Source organism: Marivivens donghaensis (assembly GCF_030410045.1).
Classification (GTDB): domain Bacteria; phylum Pseudomonadota; class Alphaproteobacteria; order Rhodobacterales; family Rhodobacteraceae; genus Marivivens; species Marivivens donghaensis.
The window spans coordinates 1-19,652 of the sequence record NZ_JAUFRA010000008.1 but is presented as its reverse complement, the minus strand read 5'-3'; the positions used below and the strand labels follow the sequence as shown (position 1 = coordinate 19,652).

Annotated in this window: 17 protein-coding genes and 1 tRNA gene; all 18 read right to left on the bottom strand. The window is 54.8% G+C overall.

Annotated features, from left to right (window positions below; translation table 11 throughout):
* On the bottom strand, positions 1-126 hold a 126-nt coding region (locus QWY83_RS13260), incomplete at its 3' end, for a GTP-binding protein (RefSeq protein WP_290245358.1).
* A gap of 84 nt (positions 127-210) precedes the next feature.
* Positions 211-2,328 carry an elongation factor G gene (fusA, locus tag QWY83_RS13255; RefSeq protein WP_249946058.1) on the bottom strand — a complete coding sequence of 706 codons (2,118 nt, stop codon included), beginning with the start codon at positions 2,326-2,328 and terminating at the stop codon, positions 211-213.
* A 24-nt stretch (positions 2,329-2,352) separates the two neighbouring features.
* Positions 2,353-2,823, bottom strand: coding sequence for a 30S ribosomal protein S7 (gene rpsG / locus QWY83_RS13250; protein WP_067548419.1), 471 nt, complete (start codon positions 2,821-2,823; stop codon positions 2,353-2,355).
* Positions 2,824-2,835: 12 nt separating this feature from the next.
* Complete coding sequence (rpsL, locus tag QWY83_RS13245; RefSeq protein WP_067548416.1) at positions 2,836-3,207, bottom strand: 30S ribosomal protein S12; 372 nt, start codon at positions 3,205-3,207, stop codon at positions 2,836-2,838.
* A gap of 258 nt (positions 3,208-3,465) precedes the next feature.
* Entirely contained in the window at positions 3,466-4,314 is an 849-nt protein-coding gene (locus QWY83_RS13240; protein WP_249946059.1) for a glycosyltransferase, read from the bottom strand.
* Complete coding sequence (locus tag QWY83_RS13235; protein ID WP_249946060.1) at positions 4,311-5,195, bottom strand: DMT family transporter; 885 nt, start codon at positions 5,193-5,195, stop codon at positions 4,311-4,313. The genes QWY83_RS13240 and QWY83_RS13235 overlap by 4 nt, the downstream gene beginning before the upstream one ends.
* Before the next feature lie 123 nt (positions 5,196-5,318).
* Positions 5,319-9,539, bottom strand: coding sequence for a DNA-directed RNA polymerase subunit beta' (gene rpoC, locus QWY83_RS13230; protein WP_249946061.1), 4,221 nt, complete (start codon positions 9,537-9,539; stop codon positions 5,319-5,321).
* 50 nt (positions 9,540-9,589) lie between these two features.
* A complete protein-coding gene (rpoB, locus tag QWY83_RS13225; RefSeq protein ID WP_105234115.1) occupies positions 9,590-13,729 on the bottom strand; it encodes a DNA-directed RNA polymerase subunit beta in 4,140 nt (1,379 codons plus the stop codon).
* Positions 13,730-13,967: 238 nt separating this feature from the next.
* Positions 13,968-14,339 (bottom strand): 50S ribosomal protein L7/L12, encoded by a 372-nt coding sequence (gene rplL, locus QWY83_RS13220; protein ID WP_067548400.1) that lies wholly within the window; start codon positions 14,337-14,339, stop codon positions 13,968-13,970.
* A gap of 71 nt (positions 14,340-14,410) precedes the next feature.
* Positions 14,411-14,923 carry a 50S ribosomal protein L10 gene (rplJ, locus tag QWY83_RS13215; protein ID WP_249946062.1) on the bottom strand — a complete coding sequence of 171 codons (513 nt, stop codon included), beginning with the start codon at positions 14,921-14,923 and terminating at the stop codon, positions 14,411-14,413.
* A 231-nt stretch (positions 14,924-15,154) separates the two neighbouring features.
* A complete protein-coding gene (gene rplA / locus QWY83_RS13210) occupies positions 15,155-15,847 on the bottom strand; it encodes a 50S ribosomal protein L1 (RefSeq protein WP_067548396.1) in 693 nt (230 codons plus the stop codon).
* Between the two features lies 1 nt (position 15,848).
* Positions 15,849-16,274 (bottom strand): 50S ribosomal protein L11, encoded by a 426-nt coding sequence (gene rplK / locus QWY83_RS13205; RefSeq protein ID WP_067548392.1) that lies wholly within the window; start codon positions 16,272-16,274, stop codon positions 15,849-15,851.
* Positions 16,275-16,376: 102 nt separating this feature from the next.
* Positions 16,377-16,910 carry a transcription termination/antitermination protein NusG gene (gene nusG / locus QWY83_RS13200; RefSeq protein WP_067548389.1) on the bottom strand — a complete coding sequence of 178 codons (534 nt, stop codon included), beginning with the start codon at positions 16,908-16,910 and terminating at the stop codon, positions 16,377-16,379.
* Positions 16,911-17,107: 197 nt separating this feature from the next.
* Positions 17,108-17,302: a preprotein translocase subunit SecE gene (secE, locus tag QWY83_RS13195; protein ID WP_105234113.1), complete on the bottom strand. Its 195-nt coding sequence runs from the start codon at positions 17,300-17,302 to the stop codon at positions 17,108-17,110.
* Positions 17,303-17,376: 74 nt separating this feature from the next.
* Positions 17,377-18,264, bottom strand: a complete 888-nt coding sequence (locus QWY83_RS13190; RefSeq protein ID WP_249946063.1) for a hypothetical protein — start codon at positions 18,262-18,264, stop codon at positions 17,377-17,379.
* Between the two features lie 34 nt (positions 18,265-18,298).
* A tRNA-Trp gene (locus QWY83_RS13185) sits at positions 18,299-18,374 on the bottom strand.
* Between the two features lie 71 nt (positions 18,375-18,445).
* Positions 18,446-19,435: a zinc transporter ZntB gene (locus tag QWY83_RS13180; protein WP_249946064.1), complete on the bottom strand. Its 990-nt coding sequence runs from the start codon at positions 19,433-19,435 to the stop codon at positions 18,446-18,448.
* Positions 19,436-19,540: 105 nt separating this feature from the next.
* A partial coding sequence (locus QWY83_RS13175) for an EF-Tu C-terminal domain-related protein (protein ID WP_290245991.1) occupies positions 19,541-19,652 on the bottom strand: 112 nt, incomplete at its 5' end.

Below are 19,652 nucleotides of genomic sequence, written 5' to 3'. Positions count from 1 at the left end.
GTATGCGCGGAAGTCACCAAAATATTTGGTGATTGCTGCGGTCAATGTGGTTTTACCGTGGTCAACGTGGCCAATCGTGCCGATGTTAACGTGCGGTTTGTTACGTTCAAACTTACCTTTAGCCATAGTGGCCTCCTTAGTCTTGCGCTGGCGGGTTCACCCCGCCGGTGTTGAATCGGCGGGAGACTAGTGCCCCCCGCCATTTCGCCATTAGGCGTATTTCTTCTGGATCTCGTCCGAAACGTTCTGCGGAACTGCTTCGTAGTGATCGAACTGCATGGTGAACTGAGCACGGCCGGAAGACATCGAACGCAGAGTGTTGATGTAACCGAACATGTTCGCCAGCGGCACAAACGCGTCGATAGCGATTGCGTTACCGCGGGTGTCCTGACCCTGAACCTGACCGCGACGCGATGTTAGGTCGCCGATGATACCGCCGGTGTATTCTTCCGGAGTGATAACTTCGACTTTCATGATCGGCTCGAGCAGTTTCGCCCCAGCTTTTTTCATGCCTTCGCGCATACCCATACGAGCTGCGATTTCGAACGCGAGAACCGAGGAGTCAACGTCGTGGAATGCACCGTCGATCAGTGCAACTTTGAAGTCGATCACAGGGAAGCCAGCCAACGGACCGGAGTCCATGACCGATTTGATACCCTTTTCAACGCCCGGGATGTATTCCTTCGGAATAGCACCACCAACGATGCGGGATTCGAAGGAGTAACCTTCGCCCGGCTCGGTCGGCGTCAGGATCATCTTCACGCGACCGAACTGACCGGTACCACCGGACTGTTTCTTGTGCGTGTAGTCAATCTCAGCTTCACGAGTGATCGTTTCACGGTAAGCCACCTGCGGCGCACCGATGTTTGCTTCCACTTTGAATTCGCGACGCAGACGGTCAACGAGAATGTCCAAGTGAAGTTCGCCCATGCCTTTCATGATGGTCTGACCGGATTCGAGGTCAGTTTCCACACGGAAGGACGGGTCTTCAGCTGCCAGACGGGCGAGGCCTGCCGACATCTTTTCTTGGTCACCCTTGGTCTTCGGTTCAACAGCGATTTCGATAACCGGCTCCGGGAAGGTCATGGTTTCAAGAACAACTGGATCCGCAGGGTTACACAGAGTGTCACCAGTGGTGGTGTCTTTGAGACCTGCAAGCGCGATGATGTCGCCTGCAAACGCTTCGTCGATTTCTTCACGGTTGTTCGAGTGCATCATCATCATACGACCAACGCGCTCTTTTTTGCCTTTGGTCGAGTTGAGGAGGCTGTCACCCTTGCGAAGAACGCCAGAGTAGATGCGAGTGAAGGTCAGCGAGCCAACGAACGGGTCGTTCATGATTTTGAACGCGAGACCAGCGAAAGGCATGTTGTCATCTGCACGACGTGCAATGTTACGAACTTCTTCTTCGTCACCCGGTTTGAAGCCCATGTAGTCAACTACGTCGAGCGGGCTCGGCAGGTAGTCAATAACAGCGTTGAGCAGAGGCTGAACGCCTTTGTTCTTGAACGCAGAACCAGCAAGAACCGGAACGAAGTCCAGAGCGAGCGTACCTTTGCGCAGCAGAGCGCGCAGGGTCGGTACGTCAGGCTCGTTGCCTTCGAGGTATTCCATCATCGCTTCGTCGTCTTGTTCGACGGCAGCCTCGATCATCTTACCGCGCCATTCGTCAGCAAGATCTTTCAGGCTGTCACGGATGTCTTCTTGAACCCAAGAAGCACCGAGGTCATCACCGCGCCATACCCATTCTTTCATGGTTACGAGGTCGATAAGGCCTTCGAGTTCGGACTCAGCGCCGATCGGCAGAGCAACCGGAACAGCGCGAGCGCCAGTACGGTCTTCGATCATGCGCACGCAGTTAAAGAAGTCTGCGCCGATTTTGTCCATTTTGTTAACGAACACGATACGCGGAACTTTGTAGCGGTCAGCCTGACGCCAAACGGTTTCAGTCTGCGGCTCAACACCAGCGTTTGCGTCAAGAACGCAAACAGCACCGTCGAGAACTGCCAGCGAACGTTCAACTTCGATGGTGAAGTCAACGTGGCCGGGAGTGTCGATGATGTTCAGGCGGTGCTTTTCAGTATCTGCAGTTTCGCCATCTTCGGTGCGTTCCCAGAAAGTGGTCGTCGCAGCCGAGGTAATGGTGATACCGCGTTCCTGTTCCTGCTCCATCCAGTCCATGGTGGCTGCACCATCGTGCACCTCACCGATGTTGTGGGATTTGCCGGTGTAGTAAAGAATGCGCTCGGAACAGGTAGTTTTACCTGCGTCGATGTGCGCCATGATACCAAAGTTGCGGTACCGGTCGAGGGGATAATCGCGTGCCATTGGGCTCTATCCTTAAGGCTTAGGTTACCAGCGGTAGTGGCTGAACGCTTTGTTAGCGTCTGCCATCTTGTGAGTGTCTTCCCGTTTCTTCACGGCAGAACCGCGACCGTTAACAGCGTCAAGAAGTTCGCCAGCAAGACGCTCTTCCATAGTGTTTTCGTTGCGGGCGCGCGAAGCGTTGATCAGCCAGCGGATTGCGAGGGCTTCACGACGCTCGGGACGAACTTCAACCGGAACCTGGTAGGTAGCACCACCTACGCGGCGCGAACGAACTTCGACCGACGGCTTCACGTTATCGAGGGCTTCGTGGAAGACTTCGACCGGAGCTTTTTTCAGCTTCGATTCAACGCGGTCAAACGCGTTGTATACGATTCTTTCTGCGACCGATTTTTTACCATCGATCATCAGGTTGTTCATGAATTTAGTGACAACGCGGTCACCGAACTTAGCGTCCGGCAGAACTTCACGTTTTTCAGCAGCGTGACGACGCGACATTCAAGTATCTCCTTACTTCGGACGCTTGGCGCCGTATTTCGAACGACGCTGCTTACGATCTTTAACACCTTGGGTATCCAGCACACCGCGGAGGATGTGGTAACGGACACCCGGAAGGTCTTTTACACGGCCGCCACGGATCAGAACCACAGAGTGTTCCTGAAGGTTGTGGCTTTCACCTGGGATGTACGAAATGACTTCGAAGCCGTTGGTCAGGCGAACCTTCGCAACCTTACGCATAGCCGAGTTCGGTTTCTTCGGTGTTGTTGTGTAAACGCGGGTGCAAACGCCGCGTTTCTGAGGGCAGCGCTCGAGGTGCTGCGACTTGGATCTGACGACTTTGGGCTGACGCGGCTTGCGGATCAGCTGTTGGATCGTTGGCATTGGGTTATGTCCCCTATCCTACAATAAGCGGCCCCGTAGGTCCGCGGTTTTCGACGAATGCGCGACACAAACGTCGCAGCACAAAAAGCCCGCAATCGAACCCTTACCGGAGGTGCGATGCGGTTAAAGTTACAGAGGAACAAGGCAGCATTAGCCCGGTTCATGTCCACTTCAGCTCTGATATCGGGTTAAAAGGGAATCCTCCCGTCTACCCGGATGGGCGGCGTATAGGCGGAGTCGCTGTAGCTGTCAACTGCTTCAGGCTGACCGTTCCCCAAGCACCTTCCAGCCATTGGTAAGCGCATCCACATCCAAACCAAAGCGGGACACAAGACGGTCGGCGATTTGACCGCCAAGCGGACCCCAATCCTTGGCAAAGCGCGGACGTTTCAGAAGATCACTGTCATTCCCGAAATGAGCCCCGCGCACGAACATCAGGCGAGACGCCATCGAGACCGTCGGCATATGCGCCCAAGCCTTCATATGGTTCATATCGAGGATGCTGCGTTTGTCGTCTGGACGACGACAAAAAATCTGCGCTGGGGTCCACATCCGTTCTTTGACGTTTTGGGCCCTGACACCGTGGCGGTCAAAACCGAGCAAAATGCCATGAGCGAAATCCACACAAAGCAGTCCGTTCTGATCAGTAAGCCCATAGGACGCTTCAATCGCAGAGCGCCCCGTTTCTATGAAATCAATAGCAACGGCGTCATCATCGTCGATCCGAAACTCTGCCACGATATCCGCCGACCCATCACGATGATCGATCATCACCTCACGGCAAATCTCACGGTGCACCCTTCCCTCTTCAGCAAAGACGATATCGATCTGGGGCACCGACGAACAAAGCGACGTTAACCGTTCTTTGTAGGCGTCAGGCATTTGATCGCCCGCAAGCAAGATCAATGTAAAATTCGGGTCTGTTTGAACTTTCAACGCTGGCAACACGATCTGTTCGAAAAAGAAAAACCGCGTTGCCATACGAGACCGGCCATAAAGTTCGGCCCGCAGTTCATCCATTGTCTGAGCATTATGACGAAATGCCCCAACTTCGGACGGATACGAAAATCGGCACAGTCCAAGCATTTGGATGTTCAGAAGGGTCACTTGGCCTCAACCTCTGACAATTGCCGTTCACGTCTAAAGATGAATAGACCACTTCCGACCACGACCACACAACCCAAGAGGGCCAAGGTTGATGGCAATTGTCCAAAAATCACAACTCCGAGGATGAGGCTGGCGAGCAAGCCGACATATCGGAACGGTGCGACAAAGGAAATTTCGCCGACGCGCATTGCCGTAACTGACATGAGGTAGCCGATCAGCACCGCAGTTGCAGCGCCACTCAACAATGCCGCGGAGTGCCCAGTCACAGGGGTCCATTCGATAAACATCGATCCGAACCCAGCAAATGCGGTAACGGTCCCTGCGGCAAAAGTCGCGGCGAACATCGATGGCACATCTCTGGACATGCGCCGCGCTGCCAGATCGCGAATGACTATTAGGCCAACGGACAACAGCGCGTAGATCGAGTAGATGTTAAAACTCTCTCCGCCCGGCTGCACGATCATCAGCACGCCCACAAAGCCGATGATACTTGCCGACAATCTGCGCCAGCCGATGGGTTCTTTTAGGAATAGAGCCCCTGCAAAGGTCATGACCAAGGGCAAAGCCTGCAAAATCGCGGTCACATTGGCCAATTGCATGTTGAACAATGCCGTGAGGAACGTCCAAGCCGCCGCGACCTCTGCCAAGGACCGCACACAGATCAAGATGAAGTCTTGCCGCCCGAGACGAAGCCGAAGCTGGCCGAATAAACCCGCCAAAATGATCATGGCAATCGTGGTGACAATCCCGCGCAAGAAAATGGCCTGAAACAATGGCAGTTCGCCCGAGAGCGACTTCATAGCAGCGTCATTGCTACTGAAGGCGAGCATTGCAACGGCCATCATCAGCGCGCCGCGAACATTGTCAGAGAGAGCTTTCATACGCCAAGCCGTAGCACCGCGATATTGGCCGCGCTAGCGCGATATTGTCAGGACACAATTTCCGACCGCCAAAAAGCAAAAGGCCCCCGCAATGCGAGGGCCTTTCGTAAGATTTTGCAGCGATTACTCTTCGCGGCTTTCCGGTGTTTCGACAGCGATGTCGTCATAGCTCGGCGCGGCGAGTTTGACGGCTTCTTCTGCTTCTTCACGACGGGCTTCGAGCACCACGTTGTCGCGCTTTGCAGCGATCGAACGAACGATGGCAGTTGCGCCACCCGTACCAGCCGGAATGAGACGACCAACGATAACGTTCTCTTTGAGGCCGACCAGTTTGTCACGCTTGCCCTGAACCGAAGCTTCGGTAAGGACGCGAGTGGTTTCCTGGAACGACGCAGCTGAGATGAACGAACGGGTCTGGAGCGACGCTTTGGTGATACCCAGAAGGATTGGCTCACCCTGTGCTGGACGACCGCCGCGGGCTTCTGCCTTAGCGTTTGCTTCGTCGAATTCGACCTTATCAACAGTCTCACCCTTAAGAAGCGTGGTGTCACCAGAGTCAGAGATTTCCCACTTCTGGAGCATCTGACGAACGATAACCTCGATGTGTTTATCGTTAATCTTAACGCCCTGCAGACGGTAAACGTCCTGAACTTCGTCGATCATGTAGTCAGCCAGCGCTTCGACACCCATAATTGCAAGGATGTCATGCGGCGCGGGGTTGCCGTCCATGATGTAGTCGCCCTTCTGGACAAAGTCGCCTTCTTGGACCGGGATGTGTTTACCCTTCGGCACCATGTATTCGACCTTGTGATCCGGATCATCTGCGGACTCTATCGCGATGCGACGCTTGTTCTTGTAGTCCTTGCCGAAGCGAACGTAGCCATCGATCTCTGCGATGATAGCATGGTCCTTCGGACGACGGGCTTCGAACAGTTCCGCAACGCGCGGAAGACCACCGGTAATGTCCTTGGTCTTCGCGCCTTCACGCGGAATACGCGCAACAACGTCACCAGCAGCGACATCCTGACCGTCTTCGATGGACAGAATTGCGTCTACCGACATCGGGTAGGTGACTGGATTACCGTCTTCTTTGCGAACCGGTTCGCCATCAGCGCCGACCACAATGATTTCAGGTTTCAGGTCACCACCACGCGGTACCGAACGCCAGTCCGAAACGATCTTCTGGGTCATGCCAGTAGCATCGTCGGTCTCTTCACGGACGGAGATACCCGAGACGAGGTCAACAAAGCGTACTTTGCCGCCCTTCTCTGCGATGATCGGCAGAGTATAGGGGTCCCATTCGAACATCTTGTCACCACGAGCGATGGTTGCGCCATCTTTAACGTGGATCTTCGTACCGTAGCCGATCTTGTGCTGAGCGCGCTCTTCACCGTTTTCGTCGATGATCGCGAGAACCATGTTCCGGCCCAGAGCAATCTGTTCGCCAGCGGCGTTTTCCAGAATGTTCGCGTTACGGAACTCGACTTTACCGTTTGCAGACGCTTCAAGGAACGACTGCTGGCCACCCTGCGCAACACCACCAATGTGGAACGTACGCATAGTCAGCTGTGTACCAGGTTCACCGATCGACTGTGCAGCAATAATACCGACAGCTTCACCGATGTTGACGCGAGTACCGCGAGCAAGGTCACGGCCGTAGCAGTTTGCACATACGCCGTCGTCAGACTCACAGGTCAGCGGGCTGCGGATGCGCATTTTTTGAACGCCAGCAGCTTCGATCATGTCAGCTTTGCGTTCGTCGATCAGTTCGCCAGCTTTAACGACAACTTCATCGGTGCCCGGACGCAGGACGTCGTCAGCCGATACACGGCCCAGAACGCGCTCTGCGAGCGATGCAACAACTTCACCATCGTTAACGGCTGCTTCCGCGGTGATCGCACGATCGGTGCCACAGTCGACTTCGCGAACGATACAGTCTTGAGCAACGTCAACCAGACGACGGGTGAGGTAACCGGAGTTCGCAGTCTTAAGTGCGGTATCCGACAGACCCTTACGAGCGCCGTGAGTAGAGTTGAAGTACTCGAGAACGGTAAGGCCCTCTTTAAAGTTCGAGATGATCGGGGTTTCGATGATCTCACCCGACGGCTTGGCCATAAGACCACGCATACCGCCCAGCTGTTTCATCTGAGTAACCGAACCACGCGCACCAGAGTGAGCCATCATGTAAACCGAGTTCGGTTCCATAACAGCGCCGTTCTCGTCGCGTTTCTCAGCCGAGATGGTGTTCATCATCGCGTCGGTGACTTTGTCGTTACACTTCGACCAAGCATCGACCACTTTGTTGTACTTCTCGCCCTGAGTGATCAGACCGTCCATGTACTGCTGTTCAAAGTCTTTAACCTGATCGCGGGTCTCTTCGACCAGCGTCCACTTGGAGTCAGGAATGACCATGTCGTCTTTACCGAACGAGATGCCAGCTTTGAACGCTTCACGGAAACCAAGGCCCATGATCTGGTCACAGAAGATCACCGATTCTTTCTGACCGCAGTAACGGTAGACGGTGTCGATGACCTGCTGAACTTCCTTCTTACGCAGAAGGCGGTTCACCAGTTCAAACGGTGCTTTGTTGTTCAGCGGCAGCAGGCCACCGAGGCGCAGACGGCCTGGGGTGGTTTCAGCGCGAACAATCACTTCTTGGCCAGTTTCGTCGATCTGTTTGATACGAGCGTTGATCTTAGCGTGCAGGTGAACTTCACCAGCCGCCAGCGCTTGTTCAACTTCGTCGATCGAAGCGAAGGACATGCCTTCACCTTTCATGCCGTCGCGCTGGATCGTGGTGTAGTACAGACCCAAGATCATATCCTGCGACGGAACGATGATCGGCGCGCCGTTTGCAGGCGAAAGAACGTTGTTGGTGGACATCATGAGAACGCGTGCTTCAAGCTGGGCTTCCAGCGAGAGCGGCACGTGAACAGCCATCTGGTCACCGTCGAAGTCAGCGTTGAACGCAGAACAAACGAGCGGGTGCAGCTGGATCGCTTTACCTTCGATCAGCGTGGGTTCGAACGCCTGAATGCCAAGACGGTGCAGCGTAGGCGCACGGTTCAGCATGACGGGGTGTTCGCGGATCACTTCGTCGAGGATATCCCAAACTTCGGGACGCTCTTTTTCAACGAGTTTCTTCGCCTGTTTAACAGTCGAAGACAGACCCTTTGCTTCAAGGCGCGAGTAGATGAACGGCTTGAACAGCTCGAGCGCCATCTTCTTCGGCAGACCACACTGGTGAAGCTTGAGCTCTGGGCCGGTCACAATAACCGAACGACCCGAGAAGTCGACGCGCTTACCCAAAAGGTTCTGACGGAAGCGACCCTGCTTACCTTTCAGCATGTCCGAGAGCGACTTCAGCGGGCGCTTGTTCGCACCAGTGATGACGCGGCCACGGCGACCGTTGTCGAACAGAGCGTCAACGGATTCCTGAAGCATACGCTTTTCGTTGCGAACGATGATGTCCGGCGCACGAAGCTCGATCAGGCGCTTCAAACGGTTGTTCCGGTTGATCACGCGGCGATACAGGTCGTTGAGGTCGGAGGTCGCAAAGCGGCCACCATCCAGCGGAACCAGCGGACGCAGTTCTGGCGGGATCACAGGGATCACGGTGAGGATCATCCATTCAGGACGGTTGCCCGACTCGAGGAAGTTCTCAACGATTTTCAGACGCTTGATGATCTTTTTGGGCTTCAGTTCGCCAGTGGCTTCCTTCAGCTCTTCGCGCAGCTGCTCTGCAGTTGCTTCGAGGTCGATCATCGACAGCATTTCGCGGATCGCTTCGGCACCGATGTTCGCTTGGAAAGCGTCCATGCCGTAGGTGTCCTGTGCGTCGAGGAATTCTTCCTCAGTCATCAGTTGGCCGTAGGTCAGGTCGGTCAGACCTGGCTCGATCACAACGTAGTTTTCAAAGTACAGAATCCGTTCCAGATCACGGAGCGTCGTGTCGAGCATGAGGCCGATCCGCGACGGGAGCGATTTCAAGAACCAGATGTGTGCAACAGGCGAGGCCAGTTCGATGTGGCCCATACGCTCGCGGCGCACTTTCTGGAGGGTAACTTCAACACCACATTTTTCGCAGACAACGCCGCGATACTTCATGCGCTTATATTTGCCGCAAAGGCATTCGTAGTCTTTGATCGGGCCAAAGATACGAGCACAGAAGAGACCGTCGCGTTCTGGTTTGAACGTGCGGTAGTTGATGGTTTCTGGTTTCTTAATCTCACCGAACGACCACGACAGGATACGCTCGGGCGATGCGAGCGAGACTTTGATCTCGTCGAATGCCTTAGCGGGTGTGAGCGGGTTGAACGGGTTGTTGGTCAGTTCCTGGTTCATCGTATTTCCTTACGTATCAGTGGGAAGGGGAGAGGTGAGGCGCGAACGCCTCACTCATCATCTTCCGCATCCAGGAGTTCCATATTGAGGCCAAGGCCCCGGACCTCTTTGACAAGAACGTTGAACGATTCCGGTACGCCGGCTTCGAAGTTGTCCTCACCCTTGACGATCGACTCGTAGACTTTGGTACGACCTGCAACGTCATCCGACTTAACGGTGAGCATTTCCTGCAGGGTGTATGCAGCGCCATAAGCCTCAAGTGCCCAGACCTCCATCTCACCAAAGCGCTGACCACCGAACTGTGCCTTACCACCCAGCGGCTGCTGAGTAACAAGCGAGTACGGACCAGTGGAACGAGCGTGGATCTTATCGTCGACCAGGTGGTGCAGTTTCAGCAGGTATTTAACACCAACGGTAACCTTACGAGCGAACTGTTCACCCGTACGACCGTCGAAGAGTACCGACTGACCCGAGGTGTCGAAACCAGCGCGCGCCAGCGCGTCGTTTACGTCAGCCTCTTTTGCACCGTCGAAGACCGGAGTTGCGATCGGCACACCGCGAACAGAGTTCGCTGCAGTATCGATCAGCAGATCTTCGTCCAGATCAGCAAAGCCTTCTTCGTAGACTGCATCACCGTAGGTGATTTTCAGTGCGTCACGAACTGGGGTCATATCGCCCGAACGACGGTATTCTTGCAGAGCCTCGTCGATCTGGAGACCCAGACCACGCGATGCCCAACCCATGTGGGTTTCAAGAATCTGACCAACGTTCATACGCGACGGAACGCCCAGCGGGTTCAGCACGAAGTCTACCGGAGTACCATCAGCGAGGAACGGCATGTCTTCGATAGGAACAACCTTCGAAATAACACCTTTGTTCCCGTGACGGCCTGCCATCTTATCGCCCGGCTGAAGCTTACGCTTAACCGCGATGAAGACTTTGACCATTTTCATCACGCCCGGCGGCAGGTCGTCGCCACGGCGGACTTTTTCGACCTTGTCTTCGAAACGTGCATCAAGCTGGCGCTTCTGTGCTTCGTACTGCTCGTTCAGGGCTTCGACGATCTTTGCAGTGTCTTCGTCCTTCAGAGCAATCTGCCACCACTGGCCACGGCTCAGCTCAGACAGCGACTCTTCGGTTACGATAGAGTTCGCCTTAAAGCCTTTCGGGCCTTTTACAGCTTCCTGACCAAGGATCATATCCTTGAGACGGGCGTAGATGTTGCGATCCAGAATGCCGAGCTCGTCGTCACGGTCGCGAGCGAGGCTTTCGACCTCTTCGCGCTCGATCTGCAGAGCACGTTCGTCTTTTTCAACGCCGTGGCGGTTGAATACACGAACTTCAACAACAGTACCGTAGTCACCCGGTGCGAGACGCAGCGAGGTATCGCGAACGTCAGACGCTTTCTCACCAAAGATTGCGCGGAGGAGTTTTTCTTCCGGCGTCATGGGGCTTTCGCCCTTCGGTGTGATTTTACCTACAAGAATATCGCCCGGTCCAACTTCTGCACCGATGTACACGATGCCAGCCTCGTCGAGGTTGCGCAGCGCTTCTTCACCGACGTTCGGGATGTCGCGAGTGATTTCTTCCGGCCCGAGCTTCGTGTCGCGTGCCGCAACTTCGTATTCTTCGATGTGAACCGAGGTGAATACGTCGTCTTTAACGATGCGCTCAGAGATCAGGATGGAGTCTTCATAGTTGTAACCGTTCCACGGCATGAACGCGACGATCACGTTCTTACCAAGAGCCAGTTCACCCATATCGGTCGACGGGCCGTCAGCGATAACTTCGCCTTTGCCAACTTTGTCGCCCACTTTCACCAGCGGACGCTGGTTGATGCAGGTGTTCTGGTTCGAACGCTGGAACTTGCGCAGACGGTAGATGTCAACGCCTGGGTCACCAACTTCGAGGTCTTCGGTTGCGCGGATAACGACACGGGTCGCATCGACTTGGTCGATGATACCTGCGCGGCGTGCAGTGATCGCAGCGCCAGAGTCAATCGCAACTTTTTCTTCCATACCGGTGCCGACCAGCGGGGCTTCAGCCTGCAGGAGCGGAACCGCCTGACGTTGCATGTTCGAGCCCATGAGAGCGCGGTTAGCGTCGTCGTTTTCGAGGAACGGGATGAGCGCCGCAGCGACCGAAACGAGCTGTTTCGGCGAAACGTCGATCAGGTCCACGCTCTCTTTTGGAGCCAGCGTGTATTCGCCCGACTGACGTGTCGAAACGAATTCATTGATCAGGTTGCCATTCTCATCGAGCGTAGCGTTCGCCTGCGCAACAGTGTGGCGCATCTCTTCAGTCGCCGACATGTAGCTGACTTGGTCAGTTACTTTGCCTTCGATGACCTTGCGGTACGGTGTTTCGATGAAGCCGTATTTGTTCACGCGAGCAAAAGTTGCCAGCGAGTTGATCAGACCAATGTTCGGACCTTCCGGCGTTTCAATCGGACACATACGACCGTAGTGGGTCGGGTGAACGTCGCGAACCTCGAAGCCAGCGCGTTCACGGGTCAGACCGCCCGGCCCGAGAGCCGAAAGACGACGCTTGTGGGTCACTTCGGACAACGGGTTGGTTTGGTCCATGAACTGCGACAGCTGCGAAGAGCCGAAGAATTCACGAACAGCAGCCGCTGCCGGTTTCGCGTTGATCAAGTCTTGCGGCATGACGGTGTCGATTTCAACAGACGACATACGCTCTTTGATCGCGCGTTCCATGCGAAGCAGGCCAACGCGGTATTGGTTTTCCATCAGCTCGCCGACGGAACGAACACGACGGTTGCCGAGGTGGTCGATGTCGTCAACTTCGCCCTTGCCGTCACGCAATTCGACAAGCGCCTTGATGCACGAAACGATGTCTTCGTTACGCAGGGTGCGCTGTGTGTCTTCTGCATCGAGAGCCAGACGCATGTTCATTTTCACGCGACCAACGGCCGAGAGATCGTAGCGTTCGCTATCGAAGAACAAGGAGTCGAACAGAGCCGATGCGGATTCAACGGTCGGCGGTTCACCTGGACGCATGACGCGGTAGATATCCATGAGCGCGCCGTCGCGGTTCATGTTCTTGTCGCTTGCCATGGTGTTACGGATGTATGCACCAACGTTGATGTTATCGATGTCCAGAACTGGAATATCGGTGATGCCAGCGTCGAGAAGCTCGCGCACGGTGCCGCCGATAACTTCGCCGTCTTTGTCCATCTCGAGCGTCAGCTCGTCACCAGCTTCAACGTAGATCGCCCCTGTCTCTTCGTTGATGATGTCTTTTGCGACGAACTTGCCGACGATATGGTTGAACGGAACGAGCAGGTTCTTAACCGAACCTTCGTCGATCAGTTTCTTCACAGCGCGCGGAGTGATTTTGTCACCTGCTTTGCAGATCACTTCACCCGTTGCAGCGTCGATCAGGTCATAGGTCGGACGGGTGCCACGCACGCGTTCTGGGAAGAACTTCGTGACCCAGCCGTTGGATTTCTTATCGAGAGAGAATTCAACGGTGTTGTAGTAGGCATCCATGATCGCCTCTTGATCCATGCCAAGAGCATAGAGAAGAGTCGTGACCGGAAGTTTGCGGCGACGGTCAATGCGCGCAAAGACGAGGTCTTTTGCATCGAATTCGAAGTCGAGCCACGAACCACGGTATGGGATGATGCGGCATGCGAACAGCAGCTTACCCGACGAGTGGGTTTTGCCTTTATCGTGGTCAAAGAACACGCCCGGCGAACGGTGCATCTGGGAAACGATAACACGCTCAGTACCGTTAACGACGAAGGTGCCGTTGGTGGTCATCAAAGGCATATCGCCCATGAACACGTCTTGTTCTTTGATGTCTTTAACCGACTTCGCACCTGTGTCTTCGTCGACATCAAATACGATCAAACGCAGGGTCACCTTGAGCGGTGCTGCGTAAGTCAGGTCGCGCTGCATACATTCTTCGACGTCGAACTTCGGCTTTTCAAGCTCGTATTTTACGAACTCAAGAACTGCCGTTTCATTGAAGTCTTTAATCGGGAATACCGATTGGAAAACGCCTTTAATGCCCTCGCCGTCGAGCGGCATATCGGCATCGCCAGAGCGCAAGAACAGGTCATAAGACGATTTCTGAACCTCAATGAGGTTCGGCATTTGAAGAACTTCGTTAATCTTACCGTAGTACTTACGCAGGCGTTTCTGGCCAAGGAAGGTCTGAGCCATGTGCTGTGTCACCTTTCGATCTCTGCGGGTCCATGTCGCCGGGGCCGCGACATTTCCCCATTGAGAAGGTTGTTCCTGTCTATTCCTGGCCCCCGTCCCAAGGGGGGCCTCCCGACTGTGGAACCTACCTGAGGAGAGCGTTTTCTAGTTAAACGTTCCGCTAAGACAGGTTTGGCTGGACCCGCGATACCGCGGATCCAGCCGAATTTGCACGACCCTAGGGGCCGAGAACAGGCGATTAGGCCAGTTCGATTTTCGCGCCAGCTGCTTCCAGCTTCGCTTTGATGTCTTCTGCTTCTGCTTTCGAAGCGCCTTCTTTGACTTTGCCGCCAGCCTCAACGAGGTCTTTAGCTTCTTTCAGGCCGAGACCAGTGATGCCGCGAACTTCTTTGATGACGTTGATTTTCTGAGCGCCAGCGTCTTTCAGGATGACGTCGAACTCAGTTTTCTCTTCAGCAGCTTCAGCAGCAGCAGCCGGGCCAGCAACCATTACAGCGCCACCAGCAGCAGGCTCGATGCCGTACTCGTCTTTGAGGATGGTTTTCAGTTCTTGTGCTTCGAGAAGGGTCAGACCAACGATCTCTTCAGCAAGTTTTTTCAGATCAGCCATTTTATGCTTTCCGTTCGATTTAAGTGTGTTCCAACGCGAGATGATTAATCCCTACGAGGGCAATTGGTTGCTTATGCAGCTTTCTCTTCGATAGTCGAAAGAATGCTCGCGATGTTCGATGCAGGCGCGCCAATGGCACCAGCGATGTTCGAAGCAGGCGCACCGATGCAGCCAACGATCGAAGCAATAAGCTCTTCACGGGACGGCATTTGTGCGACGGCTTTAACGCCGGCGACATCCAGTGCGTTCTCACCCATAGCACCGCCAAGGATAACGAGCTTGTCGTTAGCTTTAGCGAACTTGTCGACCACTTTGGCAGCTGCCACAGGGTCTTCCGAGTAAGACAACACGGTCATGCCCGTCAGGTAGTTTGCGATGCTTGCGCAAGGCTTACCTTCAAGGGCGATTTTGGCGAGCTTGTTCTTGGCAACGCGTACGGAACCGCCCGCTTCACGCATTTGAGCGCGCAGGTCCTGCATTTCAGCAACTGTCATGCCTTCGTAGTGGGCAACCACTACGACGCCAGAGCTTTCAAAGATTTGGCCGAGTTCGTCGACCAGCTTCTCTTTTTGTGCTCTATCCACAGTTTCACTCCAAGTTTGGGGTTTCCCCCGGCTCAAGTTGACCCCCGAAAGTCGAGGGCCGTTCGGGTCCGTTTCAGGGTCCCGAGCCAAATCGCCCGTTCTGTAAGCGAACGGAAATTTATCTCGTTTCCCATCTCAGGAAGGAATTATTGGGGCAACCCCAACCCTCCGTCTCGGACAGGACAGGGCCGTTACAGCCCTGCCATTTCACCGCCGAAGCGGTAAAAATTCTTAGTTACCAGTCGCGGATTCAACGCTTACCGAAACGCCCGGGCCCATTGTGGAGCTGATCGAGACTTTTTTCATGTATGCGCCTTTAGCACCGGTCGGTTTTGCTTTCTGAACAGCGTCAACGAAAGCAAGCAGGTTCTCTTCGAGTGCTTTCGCGTCGAAGGAAGCTTTGCCGATACCAGCGTGGATAACGCCAGCTTTTTCAACTTTGAACTGAACCTGACCGCCTTTAGCTGCTTTTACAGCTTCAGCAACGTCCATGGTCACAGTGCCGATTTTCGGGTTCGGCATCAGGTTGCGCGGGCCGAGAACTTTACCCAGCCGACCAACGATCGGCATCATGTCCGGAGTTGCGATGCAACGTTCGAACTCGATTTTGCCGCCCTGAACGATTTCCATCAGGTCTTCTGCGCCAACGATGTCTGCACCAGCAGCTTTAGCTTCTTCAGCTTTGTCGCCACGAGCAAAAACAGCAACGCGAACAGTTTTACCTGTGCCGTTCGGCAGGTTGACAGTGCCACGAACCATCTGGTCGGCGTGACGCGGGTCAACACCGAGGTTCAGCGCAATCTCAACGGTTTCGTCGAATTTGGCAGAAGCGTTAGATTTAACCAGAGCGATAGCGTCAGCTACCTTCAGGTTCTCTTTGCCTTCGAATGCAGCGCGTGCTGCTGTGATACGCTTACCAGCCATCTTACTTCACCTCGATGCCCATGGAGCGAGCCGAACCCAGAATAATCTGCATCGCGGCTTCGATCGAGTTTGCGTTGAGGTCCTTCATTTTGGCCTCTGCTATTTCTTTCACCTGAGCAACGGTGACAGAACCTGCGACTGCTTTACCAGGGGTTTTAGAACCCGACTGAAGCTTAGCAGCTTTTTTGAGGTAGTAAGATGCCGGCGGCGTCTTGATCTCAAAGGTGAAGGATTTGTCTTGGTAGTAGGTGATCACGGTCGGGCACGGAGCGCCCGGCTCCATGTCAGCGGTCTTCGCGTTGAAGGCCTTCGTGAATTCCATGATGTTGATGCCGCGCTGACCCAGCGCAGGACCTACGGGCGGGGAAGGGTTTGCTTTACCTGCAGGAACCTGCAGCTTCAGCTGACCCATTACTTTCTTGGCCATTGGCCTCTCCTTTTTCCAACACCTTCAGCACGCGTGCGTCAGGTTAATCGTTGTGTGGTCCAGCCTTACGAGCGCGCTCGCTCAGCCTCCCACGTGATAAACTCAGTACTGTTTAGTAACCTGAGTAAATTCCAGCTCGACCGGCGTAGCACGGCCGAAGATCGAAACCGTCACCTTCAGGCGCTGGCTGATCTCATCCACTTCCTCGACCATGCCGTCGAAGTCTTCGAACGGACCGTCGTTAACCTTGACCTTTTCACCCACTTCGAAGCTGATCTCAACGCGCGGCGCTTCTTGACCTTCTTCAACGCGGCCAAGGATCGCCTGAACTTCTGCATCGCGCATCGGCATCGGGCGGCCCTGAGGACCAAGGAAACCGGTTACCCGGTTGATCGAGTTGACGAGGTGATACCCCTCATCAGACATTTCCATGTGAACAAGAACGTAACCCGGCATAAACCGGCGCTCAGTGGTCACTTTCTTACCGCGACGAACTTCGATCACCTCTTCGGTCGGGACCAGAACTTCATCGATTTGGGCCTCAAGACCCTGCTCTTCAACCTTGGCACGGATCTGCTCGGCGATCTTCTTCTCGAAGTTCGAGAGCACACTTACCGAATACCACCGTTTCGCCATGTCTCCGACACCTCGCCGTACTGGGCCCGTTTAGGCCGTAAATTCCATTATAAGTCAGCAGCTTGCGCTACCATTCCCGGACAAAAGAAAATCGGCGCGCAACACGATTCGCCGCACGCCCATCCGGAGTTTGTGGCTATTACCGCCGTAACCCTATGATTACAAGGGGGGTTAGCCGATTTTCGCTGATGGGCGAATTAACGATTAAGGATCAAATCGTACAAACCGAAACGGATCAGCATGTCCGTTGCGGAGAAGAACAGCGCCAAAAGCACGGTCATCACAAAGACCATAACAGTCGTCAGCACGACTTCGCGGCGGGTCGGCCAAACCACTTTCGCAATCTCTGCGCGGGTCTGTTGGATGAATTGAACGGGGTTAGTCCGTGCCATGATGTATCCTCTGCGTTACGGGCCGCATTTACGCAGTTCAGACGGGCAATTCAACCCTTGCCTTAAGCGGCTGCTTAGGCAGGACGGATCACATCGATGTCGGGCAACTGACAAATGGCGTCGAACTGCCTCTGATAATCCAAAGCCGCCGCATCCTTTGCCGCCTGGTCATAAAGAGTGAAGCGCGGGCGATCAGGCCCAACGGGCAACATCTTGCGTGCGTCCATCGCCAATGCACCCTCGCGCCCCTCCTGTGCCCAAGCCATAACCTGTTCGACCGCCTGTACAGACAGGCCCGCATGCAATGTGCGCCCAAACGGTTTAACCGTTCCACCTAGCTTCCAGCGCAACATCCGTTTCATCAGGGTCGGAAAGACGTGATGGTAGTCCTCATAGCGCCACACATGCAGCGATACGTTGGGAATCGCCGAAATCGCTGCCATCATGTGAGCCCAATCAACCTGATCGGGCTGATGCTGCGCGACAAACTGATCAGGCGGCAGAAACTTCCCAGCAAAGAGGGTTTGCGAATAGGCCGATTCTAAAAACGTGTCGGGCTGGCGGATCGCGAGGAACACGCGCACAGCCACGCCTGGAAAATTTGAGGCGAGATCCGAAATGCGCTCTGCAGCATCACTGTAAACGGGCAACGCCAACGTGCCATCATCGCGATGCAACTGCCCCAGAAAGTTCTCTTCGGACAGCAACACGCGCCAGCCCGATTTTGCCAAGAACTTGAGCTGATCCATTGGCTCACGTCGCGCTGCACGCCGCGCGCCCCAACGGGTCAAACCAAACAAATTAGGGATGTTTCGACCACGTTGACGCAAATAATCTGGACCATAAGCCCGAACGCCAGCGGCAATAATCTCTTCTTGGTGATTGAGGATCGAACGCTGCAAATGCGTCGTCGCAGTTTTGTGCGGACCGAGATGCAAGGAAAGTTCGATCTGTCGAGGCACTAAGAACTCCTCTTGGGTCCAACGAGGACCGAAGTGGCAGGGGCAGCAGGGTTCGAACCCGCGACCTACGGTTTTGGAGACCGTCGCTCTACCAGCTGAGCTATACCCCTATGGCCGAGGCGGTGATTAAAACAGGCAACAGGGGGAATCAAGGCCCCAAATTGCCTTTCGTCACAATCCTTCACTTCCGATGACGAGTAAACAACCGCCAAAGCCCTAAAAGGCTGATCTGAAGAACGAAAATTCCGACGCACCACAGGCAGAGGAGGAAGAAGGCATGAGCATTGCTTACACCCGGCATCCCGCCAACATTCACGCCAAATAGCCCCGTCAAAAACCCGAGCGGTAAGAAGACCGCTGACAACATCGATAGGACAAAGGTGTTTCTATTCACCTGATCGCTTAGTTGGCCTGACAATTCCTCACGCAACACAAGGGCTTGATCACGAAGTTCGTCCATATCTTCGGCCACCCGCGTCATCTTGAGCATCTCTTCCTCAATCTCACGGCGCGTATCGTGATCAATCACCTTGGACGGCGATTCTGCGATTGTCTTGAGCGCATCTCGCTGCGGCCCCACATATCGCCGCGCAGCGATCACTTGGAGGCGGAGGTTGGCGACGTCCTGCCGCAAGTTCACGCCCCTCTCCCGAATAACCCGATATTCGAGGTCATTCGCCGTCGAGTCGAGTTCGGATTGGAACTCGGAAATACGCGCAACGAGGTCTTCTGCCAAAAGGACGAGGAACTCACCCGCTGTGGCTGGCTCCTGCCCCCGCTCCATCATCTCTTGGAGCTTCTCGATTGCCATCACCCGTTTTCGGGCAACGGTCACAATCCGATGGTCGTCGATGTACATTCGGACGGACACCATGTCCTCGGGGTCTTCGCCTTCGTTAAAGTTGATCCCCCGAAGGATCACAAACATCCCATCGCTTAACGTTTTTGCGCGAGGGCGAGTATCGACATCCAACAACGCCTCTCTGGCCTGCAGGTCGAGATAGTCCAACTCGTGGGATATCCAATCTGCCGCATCAGGGTGTTTCCCGTCGATGTGCGCCCACGCCAGTCGATCTTCCCGCAAGGCTTGCGCGATGGTCTCATCTGCCGACGGATCCAACCACTGGCCGTCTTGTAAAACGCGCGAAAATAGAACGGGAGTATCTGACATGTGCGCCTCTGTTCAGGTCTGTCCCAACCAAACCAAGTCAGAACGCAAAAGAAAAGGGCCGCCCTCTTCAGGACGGCCCTTCGTCATTCTCAAATCTATCGCGAATTAAGCGAGGATTTTGGAAACAACGCCCGAACCAACGGTACGGCCGCCTTCGCGGATCGCGAAGCGGAGGCCTTCTTCCATCGCGATCGGTGCGATCAGCTCTGCCGACAGC

Coding starts and splice junctions, on each gene's coding strand:
- fusA (WP_249946058.1), bottom strand. CDS start 2,328: ATGGCACGCGATTATCCCCTCGACCGGTACCGCAACTTTGGTATCATG.
- rpsG (WP_067548419.1), bottom strand. CDS start 2,823: ATGTCGCGTCGTCACGCTGCTGAAAAACGTGAAGTTCTGCCGGACGCT.
- rpsL (WP_067548416.1), bottom strand. CDS start 3,207: ATGCCAACGATCCAACAGCTGATCCGCAAGCCGCGTCAGCCCAAAGTC.
- QWY83_RS13235 (WP_249946060.1), bottom strand. CDS start 5,195: ATGAAAGCTCTCTCTGACAATGTTCGCGGCGCGCTGATGATGGCCGTT.
- rpoC (WP_249946061.1), bottom strand. CDS start 9,539: ATGAACCAGGAACTGACCAACAACCCGTTCAACCCGCTCACACCCGCT.
- rpoB (WP_105234115.1), bottom strand. CDS start 13,729: ATGGCTCAGACCTTCCTTGGCCAGAAACGCCTGCGTAAGTACTACGGT.
- rplL (WP_067548400.1), bottom strand. CDS start 14,339: ATGGCTGATCTGAAAAAACTTGCTGAAGAGATCGTTGGTCTGACCCTT.
- rplA (WP_067548396.1), bottom strand. CDS start 15,847: ATGGCTGGTAAGCGTATCACAGCAGCACGCGCTGCATTCGAAGGCAAA.
- rplK (WP_067548392.1), bottom strand. CDS start 16,274: ATGGCCAAGAAAGTAATGGGTCAGCTGAAGCTGCAGGTTCCTGCAGGT.
- nusG (WP_067548389.1), bottom strand. CDS start 16,910: ATGGCGAAACGGTGGTATTCGGTAAGTGTGCTCTCGAACTTCGAGAAG.
- secE (WP_105234113.1), bottom strand. CDS start 17,302: ATGGCACGGACTAACCCCGTTCAATTCATCCAACAGACCCGCGCAGAG.
- QWY83_RS13180 (WP_249946064.1), bottom strand. CDS start 19,435: ATGTCAGATACTCCCGTTCTATTTTCGCGCGTTTTACAAGACGGCCAG.